This window comes from Micromonospora rhizosphaerae (genome assembly GCF_900091465.1).
GTDB classification, from domain to species: domain Bacteria; phylum Actinomycetota; class Actinomycetes; order Mycobacteriales; family Micromonosporaceae; genus Micromonospora; species Micromonospora rhizosphaerae.
The window spans coordinates 2,533,146-2,551,866 of sequence record NZ_FMHV01000002.1 but is presented as its reverse complement, the minus strand read 5'-3'; the positions used below and the strand labels follow the sequence as shown (position 1 = coordinate 2,551,866).

Here is an 18,721-nt window from a genome sequence, read left to right as displayed (position 1 = left end):
CTCCGGTTGGACGCGCGGATGGGACCGCCGCTCGTCCGGCGCCGAGGGCGTGCGGCCCGCGTCGGGTCGCCGCGGCGCGGCGGGTGTGACATGGAGCACTGCCCACCCTGCTGCATCGGGCACCGGCCGTCCAGCGGGCGCCGCGCCTTCTGCCCGACCACACGACGCGTCCGCCCGACCACACGACGTCGATCGGTCGGGACGGCCGGCCGGACCACACGAAAAGGTGATCGTGGATGGTGGTTCGGCGGACGGGCGCTCAGCCGGGCCAGGGGGCATCGGCGGAGGGCAGCGTGACGCTCACCTCCAGGCCGCCGCCCGGCTGGGCGACCGCCTTCACGGTGCCGCCGTGCGCCTCGCAGACCGCCCGGACGATGGAGAGCCCGAGGCCGGAGCCGCGCGCCCCGGTCCGCTCCTGACCGCCGCGCCGGAACGGCTCGAACAGCCCGGGCACGTCGGCCTGGTTGACCTCGAAGCCGGTGTTCCCCACCACCAGCCACGAGCGCTGGCCGTCGGAGTCGGTACGCACCCAGATCCGGCCGTGCAGGTGGTTGTAGCGGACCGCGTTCTCCACCAGGTTGCCGGCCAGCCGGTCGAGCAGCCCCGGGTCGCCGACCACCGGCGCCGGCCGCAGCGAGGTGTCCACCCGCAGCCCGATCCGCTCCACCTCCCCGGCGACCGCGGAGAGCGCGTTGGCGGTGCCGACGGCGAGGTCGCACTCGGCGCGGCGGCCGAGCCGGCGACCGGCCTGGGCCTCGCTGCGGGCCAGCACCAGCAGGGCGTCGACCAGCCCGTTGGCCCGTTCGGAGGCGTCCCGGACCACGGTGGCCATCCGGCGGTACTCGGCGGTGTCCGCCCCGTCGTCGCTGAGCGTCACGTCGATCTCGGTCCGCATCACCGCGAGCGGCGTACGCAGCTCGTGCGAGGCGTTGGCGACGAAGCGTTTCTGCGCTTCGAACGCGGCGGCGATCCGGTCCAGCATCGCGTCGAAGGTCCTGGCCAGCTCGGCCACCTCGTCGTCCGCCCCGGACCAGCGGATCCGCTGGTCCAGGGTGGCCTCGCCGAGCCGCCGTGCGGTGGCGGTGACCTGGTGCAGCGGGCGCAGCGCCCGGCCGGCCACCACGTACGCGCCGGCGACCCCGACCACGCCGACCACCAGCAGCGCGACCAGGCCCTCGACCAGCAACTCCGCCGACGCGGCGTCGACGAGCTGCCGCTGCCACTGCCCGGCGTCCAGCGAGCGGCCGTCGGCGAGCACCACCGTGGTGCCGGGCAGCAGCTCGTCGGTCGGCCGCAGCGCGTCGCGCACCAGCAGCCAGGCCAGCAGCACCAGGATCGCCCCGGCCCCGACCAGCAGCACCCCGTTGAGCACGGTGAGCCGCAGCCGCAGGGTGGGGCGCAGCCGCAGCCGGCCGATCACGCCGAAACCTCGGCGGTCCGGTAGCCGGCGCCGACCACCGTCTCGATCAGCGGTGGGTCGCCGAGCTTGCGCCGCAGCGTCATCACGGTGACCCGGACGATGGTGGTGAACGGGTCCGTGTTGGCGTCCCAGACCCGTTCCAGCAGCTCCTCGCTGGAGACCACCGCGCCGCGCGCCTTGAGCAGCTCGCAGAGGACGCCGAACTCCTTGTTGGTCAGGTCGACCGGCACGCCGCCCCGGGTGACCACCCGCCGGGCCGGGTCGAGCACCAGGTCGGCGACCTCCAGCACCGGCGGGGCGGCCGGGGTGGCCCGCCGGCCGAGCGCCTGCACCCGGGCCACCAGCTCGTCGAAGGCGAACGGCTTGGGCAGGTAGTCGTCGGCGCCGAGCTGCAACCCCTCGACCTTGTCCGCGACCGTGCCGCTCGCGGTGAGCATCAGCACCCGGGTCAGGGTGCCGGAGGCGGCCAGGTCGGCGCAGATCCGGTCGCCGTGCACGCCGGGCAGGTCCCGGTCCAGGATCACCACGTCGTACCGGGTGACGAAGGCGGCCTCGTGGCCGGTCGTGCCGTCGTACGCGACGTCCACGGCCATGCCGCGATTGCGCAGCCCGCGCGCGATCGCGTCGGCGAGGTTGCGCTCGTCCTCCACCACCAGTACCCGCATCTTCGATCCTCCCCTCGTGACCTCCCGACAACCTAGTGCCGGCCACCAAACCAGCGTCCCTCGCCGCCGTTGCAAAAAACTTTCGGGTACGCGATCCTTCCCGATGCCGAGCGACAGGTGCCCGGGGCGGGCGCGGCCAGGTCGACGGGCGACGAGCGGACGGAGCTGCCATGACCGGAGCGCCCACCGGGCGGGACATCGCCTACCGCGGTTTCCGCCTGCCGGCCGACCTCGGCCTCGGCGCCGCCGACGGGGTGGCCCCGGGCGACGGCGGCGGGACGGTGGCCACCCCGGCCCGGCAGCTCGACCACGGCGACCCCGCCATCCGGTACGACGCGGCGAGCTGGACCTCCCCGCCCGTGGAGACCGGCTTCCCGGTACGGGAGGTCATCCCCTCCTGGACCGCGGACACCCCGCCCGGCTGCTGGCTCCGGGTCGAGCTGCGCGGCTGGCACGCCGGCGCCCCGACCACCGGCTGGTACGTCCTCGCGGACTGGGCGGCCGACGACGCCACCCTGCCGCGTACCTCGGTGCCAGGTCAGCGCGACGGCGACGCGCGGGTGGAGACGGACACCCTGGTCGTGGCGGACGCGACGGTGACCGGCTGGCAGGCGCGGGTGACCCTGCTCCGGCCGGCCGGCGGCGACGCCACGCCGGTGCTGCGCACGGTCGGCGCGGTCGCCTCCGGCCGGCACGAGCCACCGACCATCGGCGCCCACCGGGCCCTCCCCGGGCGGGCCGGGCACGGCCGGGTGATCGAGGTGCCCCGGTTCTCGCAGCGCCGGCACGCCGATGGGGAGACGCGCTGGGGCGGCGGCGGGGACTCCTGGTGCAGCCCCACCTGCGTCTCCATGGTGCTGGACTTCTGGGCCGCCGGGCCGGCGCCGGACCGGTACGCCTGGGTGACGCCCCCCGGCCCCCGGCCGGTGGTGGTGCACGCCGCCCGGCACTGCTATGACCACGCGTACGCGGGCGCGGGGAACTGGCCGTTCAACACCGCGTACGCGGGGCTGCACGGGATGGACGCCTTCGTCACCCGGCTGCGGTCCCTGGCCGAGGCGGAGGAGTTCGTCGCCGCCGGCGTGCCGCTGATCGTCTCGGCCGCCTTCCGGGCCGGCGAGATGCCCGGGCTGGACTACGACACCCGGGGGCACCTGATGGTGCTGGTCGGCTTCACCGTGGACGGCGACCCGGTGCTGAACGACCCGTACGCCCCGGACGACGACGCGGTCCGGCGGACCGTTGACCGGGACCGGTTCGAGGCGGCCTGGCAGGCCGGCAGCGGCGGCGTGGCGTACGTCATCCGGCCGGCGTCCGTACCGCTGCCGCCGGCCCCCGCGCAGGCCAACTGGTGACCGGCCGTCCCGCCACCGCATCAGGTTGATCAATGGTCGAGCCGCCACACGGCCAGGCCACCGGCCGGCCGCTGGCAGACCATGGTCGCGCTGACGACCGCGCAGTCGTTCCAGGCGCCGGGCAGCACGTCGCGGACGCGCACCTGCCCGGCCGCCACGTCGAGCTCGGCGACCAGTTCACGGTCGCCGGGCAGCCGGCGCAGCCCGATCAGCGGCTGGCCGGACAGCTCCGGCCCGGCGAGCTGCCAGCGGCCGAGCCGGCCAACCCTTCGTCCGGTGGCCGGGTCGAGCGCCACCAACTCGGGCTCCGGGCCTACCCCCGCCTCGGCGGCGAGCAACCGATCGCCGACCGGGAAGACGGCGAACCACCGCTCTCCGGTCCACCGCGAGCGCCCGGTGGCCGGGTCGATCAGGCGCAGCCGCGCGTCGCGGTCCCGCAGGCAGATCACATGCCCGCAGTCCTGGAAGTAGGCAGCCGTCCGGAGGTCCACCGGGATGGTCCACCGCCGATCGAGCCGCTCGAGGCCGTAGCCGCTGATCCAACCCGCGCCGTCGTCGAGCAGCAGCAGGTCGCCGACGACCTGGTTGAACCGGTACGACACGCCGTCGGCGGCCGACGGCACCCGCCCGGCCCGCAGCAGGCCGCCCGATCCGGGATCCCGGATCTCCACCCGGCCATCGACGGTCAGCAGCACGATCTCTGCCACCCCCCGGTCACCGAAGCGGTACTCCGCCCCGTTGCTCGGCATCGGCAGTGACCAGCGCGATGATCCCGAGGCCGGGTCGACCAACCGCAGCGTCCAGGTCCCGTCCGGTCGGGACCTCGCGAAGAGCAGCCGGCCGTCCTGGGTGGGTAGCGGGTAGCCGGGCTCCCGCCATCGCACGCGTCCGGTGTCGATGTCCACCGCGGTCGAAGTCGGGTCGCCGGCGCCGGCGGGGCTGCTGGACACCAGCAGCGTCCCGGCCACCATGCCGACTCCCAGCACGTGGTCACCGCCGGGCATTCCGAGCCGCCACAGCGGCTCGCCGCCGGGCAGCCGGTACGCGGCCACCAGCCGTCCATCCCCGCCGACGGTGTTTGGCCCGTCCGCGACGACCAGCCGGTCCCCGACGACGAGGAAGGTGGCGCCCTGCGGGGCGGGCACCAGCACCGGCCGGGGCCAAACCGGGGTGGGCGCGGCCCCGGCCAGGGTGAGCAGCACGACCGAGCAGAGCGCGGCGATCCGCAGCGACCGGCTCGATGGCCGAGGCGGATCGGGCGGCGGGCCGACCTCCTCGCCGTGGCGCATCTCGCCCAGCTCGATCGTCGGGGTCACGGCAGCCGCCACAGCCCGAGCCGGCCGTCAATCCGGCGGCAGACCAACACGTCCCCGCCGAACCGGCAGTCCCCGAGCACGTCCGGCAGCGCGTCCCGCACCCTGGCTCGGCCGGCCGCTACGTCCAGCTCGGCGACGAGCAACCGCCCGTCCCGGCCGCGCCGGATTCCGATCACCGGGTCCGCCGGGTCCGCCCACCTCGCCACTTCCCAGGTCCCGAGGTCGGCCAGCAGCCGGCCGGTGGCCGCCTCCACCACCGCGTACCGCGATCCGGTGGCGTCGGCCCGGTCGACCAGGAACCGACCACCGGTCACCCGCAGCACGGACTGCGAGCGCGGGTCGGTCCACCAGGTGCTGCCCGTCGCCGGGTCGAGCGCCCACATCCCGCCGGTCTGCCGGTACGCGCAGAGCAGCTCGCCGCAGACCTCCACGTAACCGACCAGCGAGAGCCGGGCCGTCCACCGCAACTCCAGCCCGTCCAGGCCGTACGCCGTCACCGAGCCGCCGTTGTCCCGGATCACCAGCAGCAGCTCGTCCACCACCTGGGTGCGCTGCCAGGTCGGCAGCTCACCGGGGCGGATGTTGCGGGCGATCAGCCGGGCGCCGGAGGAGGCGTCGAAGACCTCGACGTCGCCGGACGGGCGGGCCAGCACGATTCGGTCGATCCCCTCCGGTCCGAAGCGCAGGTGGGTGCCGGTCGCGGGGATCGGGACCGACCAGAGGGTCCGACCGGTCGACGGATCCACCCGGCGGATCGCGGTCATTCCCTCGTCCTCGACGGACTGGACGAGCACGGCGTCGTGGCCCACGACGGCGACACCGGGTTGCCGCCAGCCCGGCCGGCCGGTCCGGGTGTCCACCGTGGACGTCTCGTACCCGGTGTTCTCGGCCGACCGCCCGGTGAGCAGCACCGTCCCGTCTCGCTCCAGCAGCCCGACGTCGTTGCCTCCGTCCGGCAGCGACGTTCGCCACAGCACCGGGAGCTGGTGGCCCGGCGTGAGCCGGTACGCGACCAGCTGCCGCCGCCAGGCCCCGCCCCCCGGGTGCGCCACTTCCAGCACGTAGAGCCGGTCCCCGACGAGGAACGCCTCGGCGCCGGGTCCACCCGGCACGATGGCCCCGGTGCGACCGGGCACCGGCGCGGCGCCGGCGAGCGTGACCAGGGCGACCACCAGCACCGCCAGACAGCGGTACAGCCGGGTGGCGGAACGCGGCCGGCGGGGCGACGGGCCGGGGGCGGCCTCGTCACGGAGCTCACCTAGATCGATGACCGTCACTACCACCCCTCCCCGGCCAGCCGCCGGGGCGCCCCGAGCGGCCGCCGGGGGGCCGCTCCGGGCGGGCCGGAGCGACGCCGCTCCGCCTGTACGATGGCCCGTCGTGGCTGTGCCGGTGGTAGACCCCTCGCTGAACCCCGCGTCCGTCGCGGTCGAGCCCGTCGTGGCCGACCCGCCGCGCCGGCCCCGACGCCGGCCGGTCCGCGCCGACGTGCTGGCCATCGGAGCCTATGCGTTGCTCGGCGTTTTCGTCTGCCTCAACTACTGGGGAGATGTCCAGCACCGCGTCTCGTCGCACCTGCCGACCGACCACAGTTGGTTCGAGTGGCTCTTCGCGCACGGCGCCTACTCGGTGCGCCACCTGGAGAACCCGCTCTTCACCGCCCGGCAGAACGCCCCCGACGGCGTGAACATGATGGCGAACACCTCGCTGCTCGGGGTCACCCTGCCGCTGGCGCCGCTCACCCTGCTCCTCGGCCCCCAGGTGATGTACGCGCTCTACCTGGGCGGGGCGCTCGGCGCGACGGCCGGCACCTCGTACTGGATGCTCTCCCGACACCTGGTGCGCTCCCGGGGCGCGGCCTTCGTCGGCGGCGCCTTCCTGGGCTTCGCCCCCGGCATCGTGCACCACGCCAACGGCCAGCCGAACTTCGTCTCCAACTTCCTGCTCCCGCTGATCGTGGTGCGGGTGCTGCGCCTCGGCGAGCCGGGCCGGTGGCGGCGCAACGGGATCGCCCTCGGCCTGCTGGTGGCGTACCAGATCTTCATCAACGAGGAGATGCTGCTGCTCACCGCGCTGGCCTGCCTGGTGATCGTGGGGGCGTACGCGGTGCAGCGGCCGCGGGCGGCGTGGGCCCGGGCGGGTACCTTCCTGGCCGCGCTCGGCGTCGGCGGCGGGCTGGCCCTGCTGCTGGCCGCCTACCCGCTCTGGTTCCAGTTCAACGGTCCGCAGTCCTACCGGGGGCTGCAGGGCGGGGTCTTCCACAGTTGGGGCGAGGACCTGGCGGCGTTCGTCACCTTCCCCCGGGACACCGTCGCCGGCAGTGAGGCGGTGGAGCAGACCATCGGGCTGACCGAGCAGAACAGCTGGTTCGGCTGGCCGCTGGCGCTGGTCGCGCTGGTCGCCCTGGCGCTGCTGGTCCGCCGTTCGCGGGCCGCCCGGATCGTCGCCGTGCTGGTGGTCGGCTTCACCGTCGCGGCGATCGGCCCGAAGGTGCGGTTCAACGGCGTGGAGACCGCGATCGACGGCCCCTGGGCGTACGTCCCGGACGACCTGCCGCTGGTCGAGATGATGATGCCGACCCGGTTGGCCCTGGTGGTCGCGGGCGCGGTCGGGGTCCTGCTCGCGCTGGCCTGGGACGCGCTGGCCGGCGGCCGTCCGCCGGTGCCGGCCCCGCGCTCCGCCCCGGAGCGGGCCGACGACGCGGTCACGCCACCGACCCCCCGGCGCTGGCTGCGGCCGGTCGGGTACGCCGCCGTCACGCTCGCGCTGCTGCCGCTCTTCCCCCGGCCGCTGCCCGCCCAGCACGTCGACCCGCCGCCGCACTTCATCACCGCCGGTGGCTGGCGCCCGTACGTCCCGGCCGGCCGGACGCTGGTGCCGGTGCCCATCCCGAGCAACGTGCACGGCCTGCCCACGCTGCGCTGGAGCGCGCTGACCGGGCAGGCGTTCCCGATTCCCGGCGGCTACTTCATCGGCCCCGGGCCGGAGGAGCAGGGCATGTTCGGCGCGCCGAACCGGCCGACCAGCACGCTGATCTACTCCACCATGGACGCCGGCACGCTGCCGCCGATCACCGCGGAGCACCGCCGCCAGGCGGTGGCGGACCTACGCTTCTGGCGGGCCTCGGTGGTGGTGCTCGGCGCGAACCCCGACGAGACGGTCCTGCGCGACCTGATGACCGCCCTGCTCGGCCCGCCCCGGCGGGTCGACGACGTCTGGCTCTGGGACGTCCGCGGCCTGGTCTGACGAAAGGCCCGGTCACCGGCGCCGGCGCCGGTCCACCCCCGGCGGCACGCTCAGCCGACCAGCGGGCGGACGTCCCAGATGTGGGCGCCGTCGACGTCCCGCCCGGGGCCGAGCAACGCGTCCACCGTCGCGCGGACCGGGTCGGCCGGGGCGGACCCGGCCTGGACCAGAACGGCGGCGCGCCAGTGGCGCAGATCCTCGACGGCCTGGCGGCGGTCGACGTCGGTGATCGGGGGCACCTGCCCGGTCTCCGCGGCCCGGCGCAGCAGCAGCGAGGTCGGGCGGTCCGGGGCGCCCCAGTGCGCGGTCGGGTCGTCCGCGCCCCGGGGGCCGATGAAGTAGCCGCCCGGCGCGGTGAAGGCCAGCCCGGTCCGGGCCGACCAGAGGGTGGCCGGGCTGACCGCCGCGCCGGTGACCGGAGGCACCGGCACCAGTGTTCGCCCGGGCGGCACGTACGCCCGCCAGCCGCCCTCGGCGACGAACGCCGGCACCGGCGCGGCCGGCACGGTGCGGATCGGCGTCGGGGCGAGCGGCAGCAGCGCGGCCGCCACCGCCCCGGTCCAGAGCAGCCGTGCCGCCCGCGACGCCGACCGGTCGGGCGCGGGCCGCGCGTGCACCCGGTCCAGGGCGAGGGCGAGCAGCACGCCCAGAACCGGTACACAGACCAGCGCGAACCGGGCCGGCACCACCAGGTCGAGCAGCGGCACCCCGGCGACCAGCCGGTACGGCCCGGGCAACCCGGTCTCGTGGTGGTTCACCCGGATCCCGGTGCCGAGGGAGAGCAGGGCGAAGAGCAGGCCGCAGACGGCCAGCGCGCGGACCAGCGGGCGCCGCCACAGCCGGGCCACCACCAGCACGGCCAGCAGCGGCAGCCCGGGCCCGAAGAAGGAGTTCTCCTCGGTCGGGTTCGGCGACAGCAGCCCCGGCAGGTGGTCGTCCCCGGCGACGCTCTGCCGGGCGGCGGCGGTGAACGAGGCGGCGTCGAGCCGGAAGCCCTGCGCGAAGAAGGGCATCCCCTGGTAGTGCCCGGGACCCCGGAACTGGAACCAGAGCGGGTACGCCAGCAGCACCCCCGCCACCAGCGCGCCGACGCCGATCCGGCCGAGCACCGCGGGCGCCAGCCGGCGGGCGGCCTCCCGGTCGGCCAGCGCGTACGCCACGGCGAAGACCCCGGCGGCGAGGGCCACGAAGACCAGCGCCTCCTCGCCGAGGAAGACCTGGTACGCCACCGTCAGTCCGAGCAGGACGCCGTGCCGGCGCACCCGGTCGGTGCCGGGCCGGAAGACCAGCCCGAGGATCACCGGGACCAGGAACTGGGCGGTCATGTGCAGGTGCGCCCCGGCCTGCGAGACCATCCCCGGGGCGAAGCCACAGAAGAGACCGCCGACCGCCGCCGCGGCCCGGGAGCGGACGAGCCTGCGGGCCAGCAGGGCGTACCAGGCGGTGGCGGTGCCGACCAGGCAGCAGATCACCGCCACCAGGAAGGCCGCCTGGGAGCCGAACAGCAGCGTCACCGGGGTCAGCGGTACACCCAGCCCCAGCACCGAGGTGTTGGCCATCATGTTCACCCCGTCCGGGGCGTTCAGGGCCGTGCTGTGCAGCGGGTTCTCCGGCCCGGTCACCGCCCGCGCGGCCCGGGCCAACATCCACTCGAAGAGCATCTGGTCGCCGGCCTGGTGGAAGAGCCGCTCCGGGCGCCGCCACTGGTCGGCGGTGAGCAGCACGGCCAGGGCAAGGTAGCCCGCGACCACCAGCGCGTCGACCGGGCGCCCCGGCCAACGGCGGCGGGGCCGGGACGCGTCGGCGGCCGGGGCGGCGGTCAGGCCGACTGGTTGGTCAGTGTCCGGACGTCCCACACCCACACGTCCAGCTCCTGCCGGCCTGGACCGACCAACTGCTCGACGGTACGCCGCAGCGGCTCGGCGTTCTGCTGCCTCAACGGCAGCACGACGATCGCGGCCCGCCAGTGCCGCAGCTCGTCCAGAAAGCGGCGGCGCTGGCGTTCGTCCAGCTTCGGCGTACGGCCGGTGGTCGCCACGTCCTCCAGCAGGCCACCGATGCCGCTGGGCCGGCCGCCGAAGCGGCCCGGGTCGCCGGTGACGCCGTTGCGCGGGGCGAGGAAGTAGCCGCCAGGGATCTTGAAGTCGAGGTTGGTGGCGGCGGCCCAGCGCATCGCGTGGGTGTTGGCCATGCTCGGCACCGGCACCGGCACCAGCGTCTGGTCGGGGCCGACGTAGCTCCGCCAGCGGTCCGCGGTGATGAAGGCCGGGACCGCGGGGCGGGTGGTGACCTTCAGCGGCAGCGGCGCGATCGGCAGCAGCGCGAGGACCAGGCCGGCGACGGTCAGCGTACGCATGCTCGGCTGCCCGGCCGCTCCGAGCGTCCAGGTTCGCTCGACGGCCAGCGCCAGCAGGACGCTGATCACCACCGTGGTGATCAGCCCGAACCGGGTCGGCACCACCGCGTCGAGCAGCGGCAGCCGGACCAGCAGGTCCCACGGGCCGGTGAAGAGGTCCCGGTCCCACCAGGACACCCGCTCGCCGAGGGAGAGCACCGCGAAGAACACCCCGGTCACCGCGAGCGCCCGGACCACGACCTCCCGCCGCAGCCAGACCACGATGCCGACGGCCAGCAGCGACAGGCTCCAGCCGAAGAAGGCGTTCTCCTCGGAGTAGTTCGGGGCGAGGTTGGCGTTGGCCCGCTCGTTGCCGCCCAGGGTGGGCGAGCCGGGGGCGAAGAAGGCGGCGATGTCGTTGCCGTAGTCGCGGACCGCGTCGCTGAGCCCGTGGTACGCCATCGGCCCGGCGAACTGGATGAACAGCGGGTACGCCAGCAGTGCCCCGGCGAGCAGCGCGCAGACCGCCAGCCCGGCCCCGAGCGGGCGCCACGCCGCCGACCAGAGCCTTCGGCGCTGCGCGAGCACGGCGAGCAGGAAGACGCCGCAGGCCAGCGCGCTGAAGAGCAGGATCTCCTCGTTGATGAACGCCTGCACGGTGACCAGCAGGGCGAGCAGAACGCCGTCGCGTACCGGGCGGCTGGAACGGGTCAGCACCAGCACCCGCCAGACGATGAACGGCAGCAGGAACTGGGAGATGATGTTGGGATGCCAGTTGGCGTGCGAGAGCATCGCCGGCGAGAACCCGCAGAACCAGCCGCCGACCGCGGCCGCCAGCCGGACGCGGACGACGTGCCGGGAGAGCACGTGGTACCAGGCGGCGGCGGTGCCGGCGAGGCCGAGCGCCACCAACGTCACGAACGAGACGGCCGGTCCGAAGAGGAGGGTGACGGGCACCATCGGGATGCCGAGCGCGAGGATGGCGGTGTTCGCCATCAGGTTGACCCCGTCGGGGTAGTTGAACTGTTCGGTGTAGAACGGGAACTCGCCGTGCAGCACCACCCGGACCGAGTGGGCGAGGAAGAACTGCACTTGGGCCGGGTCCCCGCTGTAGAGCGAGGCGACCCGCCCGGCCGGGTCGGCCCAGATCCGGCTGGTCACCCAGAGGGCGGCGAGCAGGAAGACGCCGTACACCGCGAGGTCCTGCCGCCGGGGCGTCCACCGCCACCGCAGCGACCAGCGCGGGCGGTCCTGGACGGAGTCGGAGCCCGTCGGGGCGTCGGCATCCGTTGGGGAGTCGACACTGGGCTCGGCAGACGTCACAGTCGGCGGAGTCTACCGGAGGCGGAAAATGCCACGAAACGCGCACCACCGTCGCTTGTGGTGTCGCGTCGGGGCGAGCCGGGCGCGGTCCGGCGACCGGACATCTCGTACCATGTGGCTTCGAAAACACGACCGGCCACGCGAAACGGGGGCGTAAAGGTGGCTTCAGCGCGCCGGCGCGGCATGACGGCCACCGCACTGCTGACCCTGCTGCTGACCGCCACCGCGTGCGGTCCGGTCGTCGACCGGCAGCCGAGGGCCCTGCGGGTCGGTTACGACAGCCTGGACGGGTCGCTGAAGGTCTGGCCCCCCCGTGGCAGCCTGGCCGGTGACGCCGCCGCTACGGCGGCGGTCACCGAGGCGGTACGCGACTGGCGTTCGCCGGTCGACGGCCGGGCGCACCTGCCGTCGTCGGGGATCCTCTGGTCCGGTGCGGTGGAGGGGACGCCGCTCGCCCTCGTCGCCGCGGACGTGCCCGGCGAGAGCGCCTCCTGGCTGCTGCAACTCACCCGGGACGGCGACCGGTACCGGGTCAGCCACGCCACCGAGTACACCGACCCCGGCTACCTGGTCTACTCCGACGTGCTGCCGGTCCAGCTCCCGGGCGCCCGGCGCTACCTCACCTCCGCCCGGGTGGAGCGGCTGCTCGGCCCGGGCGGCCGGGCACTGGCCAGCTCCGACGGGCTCACCGAGGCGGTCGCCGTGCCGGCCTGCCGGGCGGTGGAGGTGACCGCGACGCTGCGGCCCACCCGCTCGCTGCCGCGCGGCCGGTCCGCCGACCGGCTGCTCGACCTGGGTACGGCCACCGCCGACCCGCGCTACCCGCTGGTCCGGGACGAGACCGGCTCCGGCCGGCGCGCCCTGACCGGGCTGGACACCTGCGTGCTCGCCAGTGAGCGGGGGCCGTTCGGCAGCCTTCCGCGCCGGATCGACGACCGGGATGCGCCCGGCTCGGCGCCGGAGTCCTGGCCGTCGGCGGGGATCTCCGTCCGGTCGCTCGGCGAGCTCGCCCTGGGCGGTGGTGACCCGGCCGAGCTGGAGCAGCTGAGCTGGGACAGCGCGACCGGCAGGATGACCGCGGTGGTCTACCGCCCGGCCGGCGGCGGGGCCCCGGTGGTCTCCCCCGCCGACCGCTCCGCCACCCTCCAGACGTACGCGCTGCCGGTCCCGGGGCAGCCGCTGGTGGTGTTGAGCTGGCGGGCCAACCGGGACACCTCGCTCGCGGTGCCGCCCGGCACCTCCCGGCTGGTCGACCGGCCGGGGCTGGTGGTGGTGCCGCGGCCGGCGATGAAGCAGACGTTCAGCCTGGCCGGCGCCGGGAAGACCTCGTACCGCTCCGTCGGCGGCCGCTGACGGAGACGACGGTGGGCGGCCCGGAGATCGGACCGCCCACCGTCGTCAAGCGTCAGTTCTTGGCGCCGGCCTCGTCGGCCCGAACCGGCTCGACGGGCTGGGCGTCGAGGCCGGAGATCCAGCCGGTGACGTCCCGGGCCACGTCCTGCGCGGTCAGGCCGAGATCCGCGAGGATCTGCGCGCGGGTGCCGTGCGGGTGCCAGTCGGCCGGTACGCCCAGGTCGCGCAGCGGCACCCGGACGTCCGCGTCCCGCATGGCCTGGGCCAGGGCGTCGCCGACGCCGCCGACCCGGACGCCGTCCTCGACGGTGACCACGAGCCGGTGCGCGGCGGCCAGCTCGACCAGCTCGGCCGGGACCGGGCGGACCCAGCGCGGGTCGACCACGGTGACCCCGTAGCCCTGCTCGGCGACCCGGGCGGCCACCTCCATGCCCAGCTGGGCGAAGGAGCCGACCGCGACCAGCAGCACGTCGGTACGCGCCGACTCGGCCAGCACGTCGACCGCGCCGATCCGGCGCACGGCCGGCAGGTCGGCGGCGACGGTGCCGGTCGGGAAGCGGACGATGGTCGGGCCATCATCCACGGCGACCGCCTCGCGCAGCTCCTCGCGGAGGCTGCCGGCGTCCCGGGGCGCGGCGATCCGCAGGCCGGGCACCACCCCGAAGACGGACATGTCCCAGATGCCGTAGTGGCTCGGCCCGTCGGGGCCGGTGATGCCGGCCCGGTCCAGCACGAAGGTCACCGGCAGCTTGTGCATCGCCACGTCCAGCAGGACCTGGTCGAAGGCCCGGTTGAGGAAGGTGGCGTAGACCGCCACCACCGGGTGCAGCCCGCCGAGCGCCAGCCCGGCCGCCGAGGTGGCGGCGTGCTGCTCGGCGATGCCCACGTCGTAGACCCGGTCGGGGTGCTTGCGAGCCAGCGTGGCGATGCCGGTCGGCTCGGCCATCGCGGCGGTGATGCCCACCACGTCCGGCCGTTCGTCGGCGATGGCGACCAGCTCGTCGGCGAAGACGTGCGTCCACTTCACCGAGGGCGCGGCGACCAGCTGACCCGTCTCGACGTCGAAGGCGCCGCCCGGGCCGTGCAGGCAGTCCGCCTCGTCCTCCTCGGCCGGGCGGTAGCCGTAGCCCTTCCGGGTGACCGCGTGCACGATCACCGGGCCGCCGAAGTTCTTCGCGGCGCGCAGCGCCCCCTCGACCGCCGTCACGTCATGCCCGTCGACCGGCCCGACGTACTTGATGCCGAGGTCCTCGAACATCGCCTGCGGGGCGACCGCGTCCTTGATGCCCTTCTTGACCGCGTGCAGCACCTCGTACATCGGCTTGCCCACCAGCGGGGTCGAGCCCAGCGCCTCCTTGACGGTGTCGAGCACCTTCTCGTAGCCGGGGCTGAGCCGCAGCGAGGAGAGGTGGTCGGCGAGGCCGCCGATGGTCGGCGCGTACGACCGGCCGTTGTCGTTCACCACGATCACCAGCGGGTTGCCGGCGGCCGCGATGTTGTTCAGCGCCTCCCAGCACATCCCGCCGGTCAGCGCGCCGTCGCCGACCACCGCGACCACGCTGCGCGACTCGCCCCGCAGCGCGTACGCCTTGGCCAGGCCGTCCGCGTACGACAGGGCGGTGGAGGCGTGCGAATTCTCGATCAGGTCGTGCTCGCTCTCCGCCTGGTTCGGGTAGCCGGAGAGACCGCCACGCTGACGCAGCTTGTCGAAGCCGGCCTGCCGCCCGGTCAGGATCTTGTGCACGTACGCCTGGTGGCCGGTGTCGAACAGGAACCGGTCCCGGGGAGAGTCGAAGACCCGGTGCAGGGCCAGGGTCAGCTCCACCACACCGAGGTTGGGGCCGATGTGCCCGCCGGTGCGGGAGACCTTGGCGATCAGGAAGTCACGGATCTCGGCGGCGAGGATGTCAAGCTGCTCGACGGTCATCCGCTTCACGTCCTGCGGATCGCGGACGGTGCCCAGCAGTCGACCGTGGTTGGCCGTGCCCTCTTCAACACTCATGACGGAAGAGTCTATCGGCCGCCCGGTAGCCCGCAGCCCGGCCGTGGATCGCCGCAGGTGGCCGCGGTCATCGGCTTGATCGGCAGCCCCCGCGGCGGCGCGGGCGGGGTGGCTGCGTACGCGGCTGCCCAGCGCGGCCGGTCGTCCCCGAAGTGTGGGATTCCGCACCCTGCCACCCCGGCGCGCGTTCCCGGCCCGGACACCTTCCTGGCACGCTCTGCTCTGCTGCAGCGACGGCAACGGCCGGCACCGCCGCTCAGTCGGGCGGCAGGAGGAGGCCGACCAGTTCGACGTGCTGGGTCATCGGGAACAGGTCGTATCCACGCAGCGCGGCGAGCCGCCAGCCGTGCCGCGCGAAGGTGCGCGCGTCCCGGGCGAAGGCGGCCGGATCACACGCCACGTACGTCGCCGCGCGGGGCCCGGCCGCGACGATGTCCCGCACCACCTGGGCGCCGGCGCCGGAGCGCGGCGGGTCGAGCACCACCACGTCGACCGGGCCGGTGACCCGGCGGCGGGCCAGTGCGGTCTCCACGCGGGCGGCCACCACCTCCACCTGGGGCAGGTCGGCCAGGTTCTTTCGGGCCGCTGCCACGCCCTGCTCCGACGACTCGACCAGGGTGACCCGGGCGTCGCTGACCCGGCCGGCCAGCGCCGCGGCGAAGAGCCCCGCACCCCCGTACAGGTCCCAGGCCGACTCGCCGGGGCGCGGGTCGAGCAGCTCCAGCACGGCGGCGACCAGGGTGTCCGCCGCGGCCGGATGGACCTGCCAGAAGCCGCCAGCGGGCAGTCGCCACTCCCGCCCGGCGGCCACCTCGCGCACCACGGCCGGGCCGATGACCGGCGCCACCGCCTCGGCGACCGCCACGACGCTCACGTCGCCGCCGGTCGAGGCGACGGTCTCGACCGCGTCCGCGTCCGGCCAGCGGGCCCCGCTGGGGGCGAGCACCGACAGCTCCTGGATCGCCGGGTGGGCGATCAGGCAGCGGTCGATCGGCAGCACCTCGTGCGAGCGGTGCTTGAGCAGCCCGGCCCGGCCGGCGGCGTCGACCGCGTACCGGACCCGGGAGCGCCAGCCCAGCAACCCGCCCGGCAGCGCCTCGACCCGGACGCCGAGCCGGTCGACCTCCGCGTCGGTCAGGCCGCCGAGCCGGGTGAGCTGCTCACGTACCACGGTGGTCTTCCAGTCCAGCTGCGCCGCCGGCGCCACATGCTGCAGGTCGCAGCCACCGCAGCGGCCCGGCTTCGCGTACGGGCAGGGCGGCTCGACCCGGTCCGGGGAGGCGGCCAGCACCTCCACCGCGTCGGCGCGGGCGAAGCCCCGGTGCAGCTCGGTCACCTCGGCCACCACCCGCTCGCCGGGGAGCGCGTGCCGGACGAAGACGACCTGGCCGTCGACCCGCGCCACGCAGTGCCCGCCCGGGGCGACCGCCCCGACGGTCAGCTCGACCCGCTCGGCCTCCTCCAGCCCGCGCCGCCCGTCGGCGTCGGGGCCGGTCACCCGCGATCCCCGCCGGCCAAGCCGCTCTCGCCGGGCGGCGCGGAGACCATCGGCGCGACGGCGGGGGGCAGGGTGCTGCGCGGGGCGACCCGCGGGCCCCGCGCCGGCCCCCGGCTCAGCCGAACGTCCAGCCGGTCCAGGTTCTTGTTCGCGGTCGAGGCGAGCTGCCACGGCACGCTGGTCACCATCACGCCCGGCTCGAAGAGCAGCCGGCCCTTGAGCCGCAGCGCGCTCTGGTTGTGCAGCAGGTTCTCCCACCAGCGGCCGACGACGTACTCGGGGATGAAGACGGTGACCACGTCCCGGGGCGACTCCCGCCGAATGGAGGCGACGAAGTTCAGGATGGGCCGGGTGATCTCCCGGTACGGGGAGTCGATCACGGTCAGCGGGACGGGGAGTTCGCGCCGCTCCCACTCGTCCTGCAATTCCCGGGTGTCCTTGTCGTCGACGTTCACCGTCACCGCGGTGACGGTGTCCGGCCGGGTCGCCCGCGCGTAGGCGATCGCCCGGAGGGTCGGCTGGTGCAGCTTGCTGACCAGCACCACGGCGTGGTTGCGGGCGGGCAGCACGGCCCGGGTCTCGGTCGGCTCCAGCTCTTCGGCGACCCGGTCGTAGTGCCGTCGGATGGCCAGCATCAGCAGGTAGATCACCGCCATCGCGGCGATGGCGATCCAGGCGCCGAGCAGGAACTTCGTGATCAGGACGATGATCAGCACCGTGCCGGTCATCGCCATGCCGAACGTGTTGATCGCCCGAGACCTGATCATCCGCCGGCGCGCCTCCGGGTCCCGCTCCGTACGCAGGTGCCGGTTCCAGTGCCGGATCATGCCGGCCTGGGAAAGCGTGAACGAGACGAAGACGCCGACGATGTAGAGCTGGATCAGCCTGGTCACCTCGGCCTGGAAGCCGACGATCAGCACCACCGCGAAGACGGCGAGGAAGACGATGCCGTTGGAGAACGCCAGCCGGTCGCCCCGGGTGTGCAGCTGCCGGGGCAGGTAACGATCCTGGGCCAGGATCGAGCCGAGCACCGGAAAACCGTTGAACGCGGTGTTCGCGGCCAGGAACAGGATCAGCGCGGTGACCCCGGCGACCACGTAGAGCAGCGCCGAGCCGGAGCCGAAGACCGCCTCACCGAGCTGGGTGGTGACGGTCTTCTGCACGTACCCCGGCGGGCCGGCGACGATCTGGGCCGGGTCCTCGACGAACTGCAGGCCGGTCAGCCTGGACAGCCAGACGATGCCGAACAGCATGCTCACCGCGATGCCGCCGAGCAGCAGCAGGGTGGTGGCCGCGTTGCGGCTCTTCGGCGCCTTGAACGCCGGCACGCCGTTGGAGATCGCCTCCACACCGGTGAGCGCGGCGCAGCCCGAGGAGAAGGTGCGGAGCAGCAGGAAGACCAGCGCGAAGCCGGTCACGCTGTGCTCCGCCTGGACCTCGAGGCCGGCGCTGGGCGCGCGCAGGTCGTCACCGAGGATGAAGATCCGGATCAGGCCGGTGGCCAGCATGGCGCCGATCACGATCACGAACCCGTAGGTCGGGATGGCGAACGCCGTGCCGGACTCGCGCAGGCCGCGCAGGTTCATCGCGGTGAGCAGCACCACCGCGCTGACCGCGATCAGCACCTTGTGGGTGGCCACGAAGGGCACCACCGAGCCGAGGTTCGCCACGCCGGAGGAGACCGACACCGCGACGGTGAGCACGTAGTCGACCAGCAGCGCGCTGGCCACCGCCAGCCCGGCGCGCGGCCCGAGGTTGACCGTGGCCACCTCGTAGTCGCCACCGCCCGAGGGGTACGCGTGCACGTTCTGCCGGTAGCTCGCCACCACCGTGAGCATCACCACGACGACCGCGAGCGCGATCCACGGCGAGAACAAGAACGCCGACGCGCCCGCGATGGAGAGCGTCAGCAGGATCTCGTCCGGCGCGTACGCGACGCTGGAGAGGGCGTCGGAGGCGAAGACCGGCAGCGCGATGCGCTTCGGCAGCAGGGTGTGCTGGAGGCGGTCGGACCGGAACGGTCGACCGACGAGGAGTCGCTTCAGCAGCGAGGTGGGACTGGCCACAAGCGGTAAGAGTACGACCATCCCGCCGCGGCTGCCGGGGGTGCCTGATCAACCTCGCGTACCCGCACGCGGTACGGTCGATCCCCCGCCGGCGAGCCGGACGTGGCAGGCTCGCAGACGACAAGCCCGCCGTCGACGGGCG

At 74.5% G+C, this 18,721-nt stretch carries 12 protein-coding genes; 3 read left to right on the top strand and 9 right to left on the bottom strand.

The features are described 5' to 3' along the window. Nucleotides 1–259: 259 nt before the first annotated feature. Complete coding sequence (locus tag GA0070624_RS12330) at nucleotides 260–1,420, bottom strand: sensor histidine kinase (protein WP_176731672.1); 1,161 nt, start codon at nucleotides 1,418–1,420, stop codon at nucleotides 260–262. Continuing rightward, entirely contained in the window at nucleotides 1,417–2,085 is a 669-nt protein-coding gene (locus tag GA0070624_RS12325) for a response regulator transcription factor (protein ID WP_091340542.1), read from the bottom strand. Before GA0070624_RS12325 ends, GA0070624_RS12330 begins: the two co-directional genes overlap by 4 nt. A 170-nt stretch (nucleotides 2,086–2,255) precedes the next feature. Between GA0070624_RS12325 and GA0070624_RS12320 the strand changes: the two genes are divergently transcribed. Next, on the top strand, nucleotides 2,256–3,440 hold the full coding sequence (locus GA0070624_RS12320; RefSeq protein WP_245718756.1) for a peptidase C39 family protein: 1,185 nt from the start codon (nucleotides 2,256–2,258) through the stop codon (nucleotides 3,438–3,440). Between the two features lie 29 nt (nucleotides 3,441–3,469). Here the strand turns inward: GA0070624_RS12320 and GA0070624_RS12315 are convergent, their stop codons facing one another. Continuing rightward, nucleotides 3,470–4,756: an outer membrane protein assembly factor BamB family protein gene (locus GA0070624_RS12315; RefSeq protein ID WP_091348695.1), complete on the bottom strand. Its 1,287-nt coding sequence runs from the start codon at nucleotides 4,754–4,756 to the stop codon at nucleotides 3,470–3,472. Next, nucleotides 4,753–6,033 (bottom strand): outer membrane protein assembly factor BamB family protein, encoded by a 1,281-nt coding sequence (locus GA0070624_RS12310; protein ID WP_091340540.1) that lies wholly within the window; start codon nucleotides 6,031–6,033, stop codon nucleotides 4,753–4,755. The genes GA0070624_RS12315 and GA0070624_RS12310 overlap by 4 nt, the downstream gene beginning before the upstream one ends. 109 nt (nucleotides 6,034–6,142) lie before the next feature. Here GA0070624_RS12310 and GA0070624_RS12305 point away from each other — a divergent pair, with 109 nt between their 5' ends. Next, nucleotides 6,143–8,002 (top strand): DUF6311 domain-containing protein, encoded by a 1,860-nt coding sequence (locus GA0070624_RS12305; protein WP_425413548.1) that lies wholly within the window; start codon nucleotides 6,143–6,145, stop codon nucleotides 8,000–8,002. A gap of 50 nt (nucleotides 8,003–8,052) precedes the next feature. On the opposite strand, the gene GA0070624_RS12300 is transcribed toward GA0070624_RS12305, so the two are convergent. Next, a complete protein-coding gene (locus GA0070624_RS12300) occupies nucleotides 8,053–9,864 on the bottom strand; it encodes a DUF6311 domain-containing protein (RefSeq protein WP_091340534.1) in 1,812 nt (603 codons plus the stop codon). Then, nucleotides 9,822–11,570 carry a DUF6311 domain-containing protein gene (locus GA0070624_RS12295; protein WP_091348692.1) on the bottom strand — a complete coding sequence of 583 codons (1,749 nt, stop codon included), beginning with the start codon at nucleotides 11,568–11,570 and terminating at the stop codon, nucleotides 9,822–9,824. The genes GA0070624_RS12300 and GA0070624_RS12295 overlap by 43 nt, the downstream gene beginning before the upstream one ends. Before the next feature lie 249 nt (nucleotides 11,571–11,819). Here GA0070624_RS12295 and GA0070624_RS12290 point away from each other — a divergent pair, with 249 nt between their 5' ends. Continuing rightward, nucleotides 11,820–13,013, top strand: a complete 1,194-nt coding sequence (locus GA0070624_RS12290; RefSeq protein ID WP_091340532.1) for a hypothetical protein — start codon at nucleotides 11,820–11,822, stop codon at nucleotides 13,011–13,013. 52 nt (nucleotides 13,014–13,065) lie between these two features. Here the strand turns inward: GA0070624_RS12290 and dxs are convergent, their stop codons facing one another. From dxs to GA0070624_RS12275, 3 genes are all read right to left on the bottom strand, one after another. After that, nucleotides 13,066–15,015 (bottom strand): 1-deoxy-D-xylulose-5-phosphate synthase, encoded by a 1,950-nt coding sequence (gene dxs / locus GA0070624_RS12285; protein WP_091340529.1) that lies wholly within the window; start codon nucleotides 15,013–15,015, stop codon nucleotides 13,066–13,068. Between the two features lie 256 nt (nucleotides 15,016–15,271). Next, nucleotides 15,272–16,513, bottom strand: coding sequence for a class I SAM-dependent RNA methyltransferase (locus tag GA0070624_RS12280; protein ID WP_091340526.1), 1,242 nt, complete (start codon nucleotides 16,511–16,513; stop codon nucleotides 15,272–15,274). Then, entirely contained in the window at nucleotides 16,510–18,579 is a 2,070-nt protein-coding gene (locus GA0070624_RS12275; protein ID WP_091348687.1) for an APC family permease, read from the bottom strand. The genes GA0070624_RS12280 and GA0070624_RS12275 overlap by 4 nt, the downstream gene beginning before the upstream one ends. Nucleotides 18,580–18,721 lie beyond the last annotated feature (142 nt).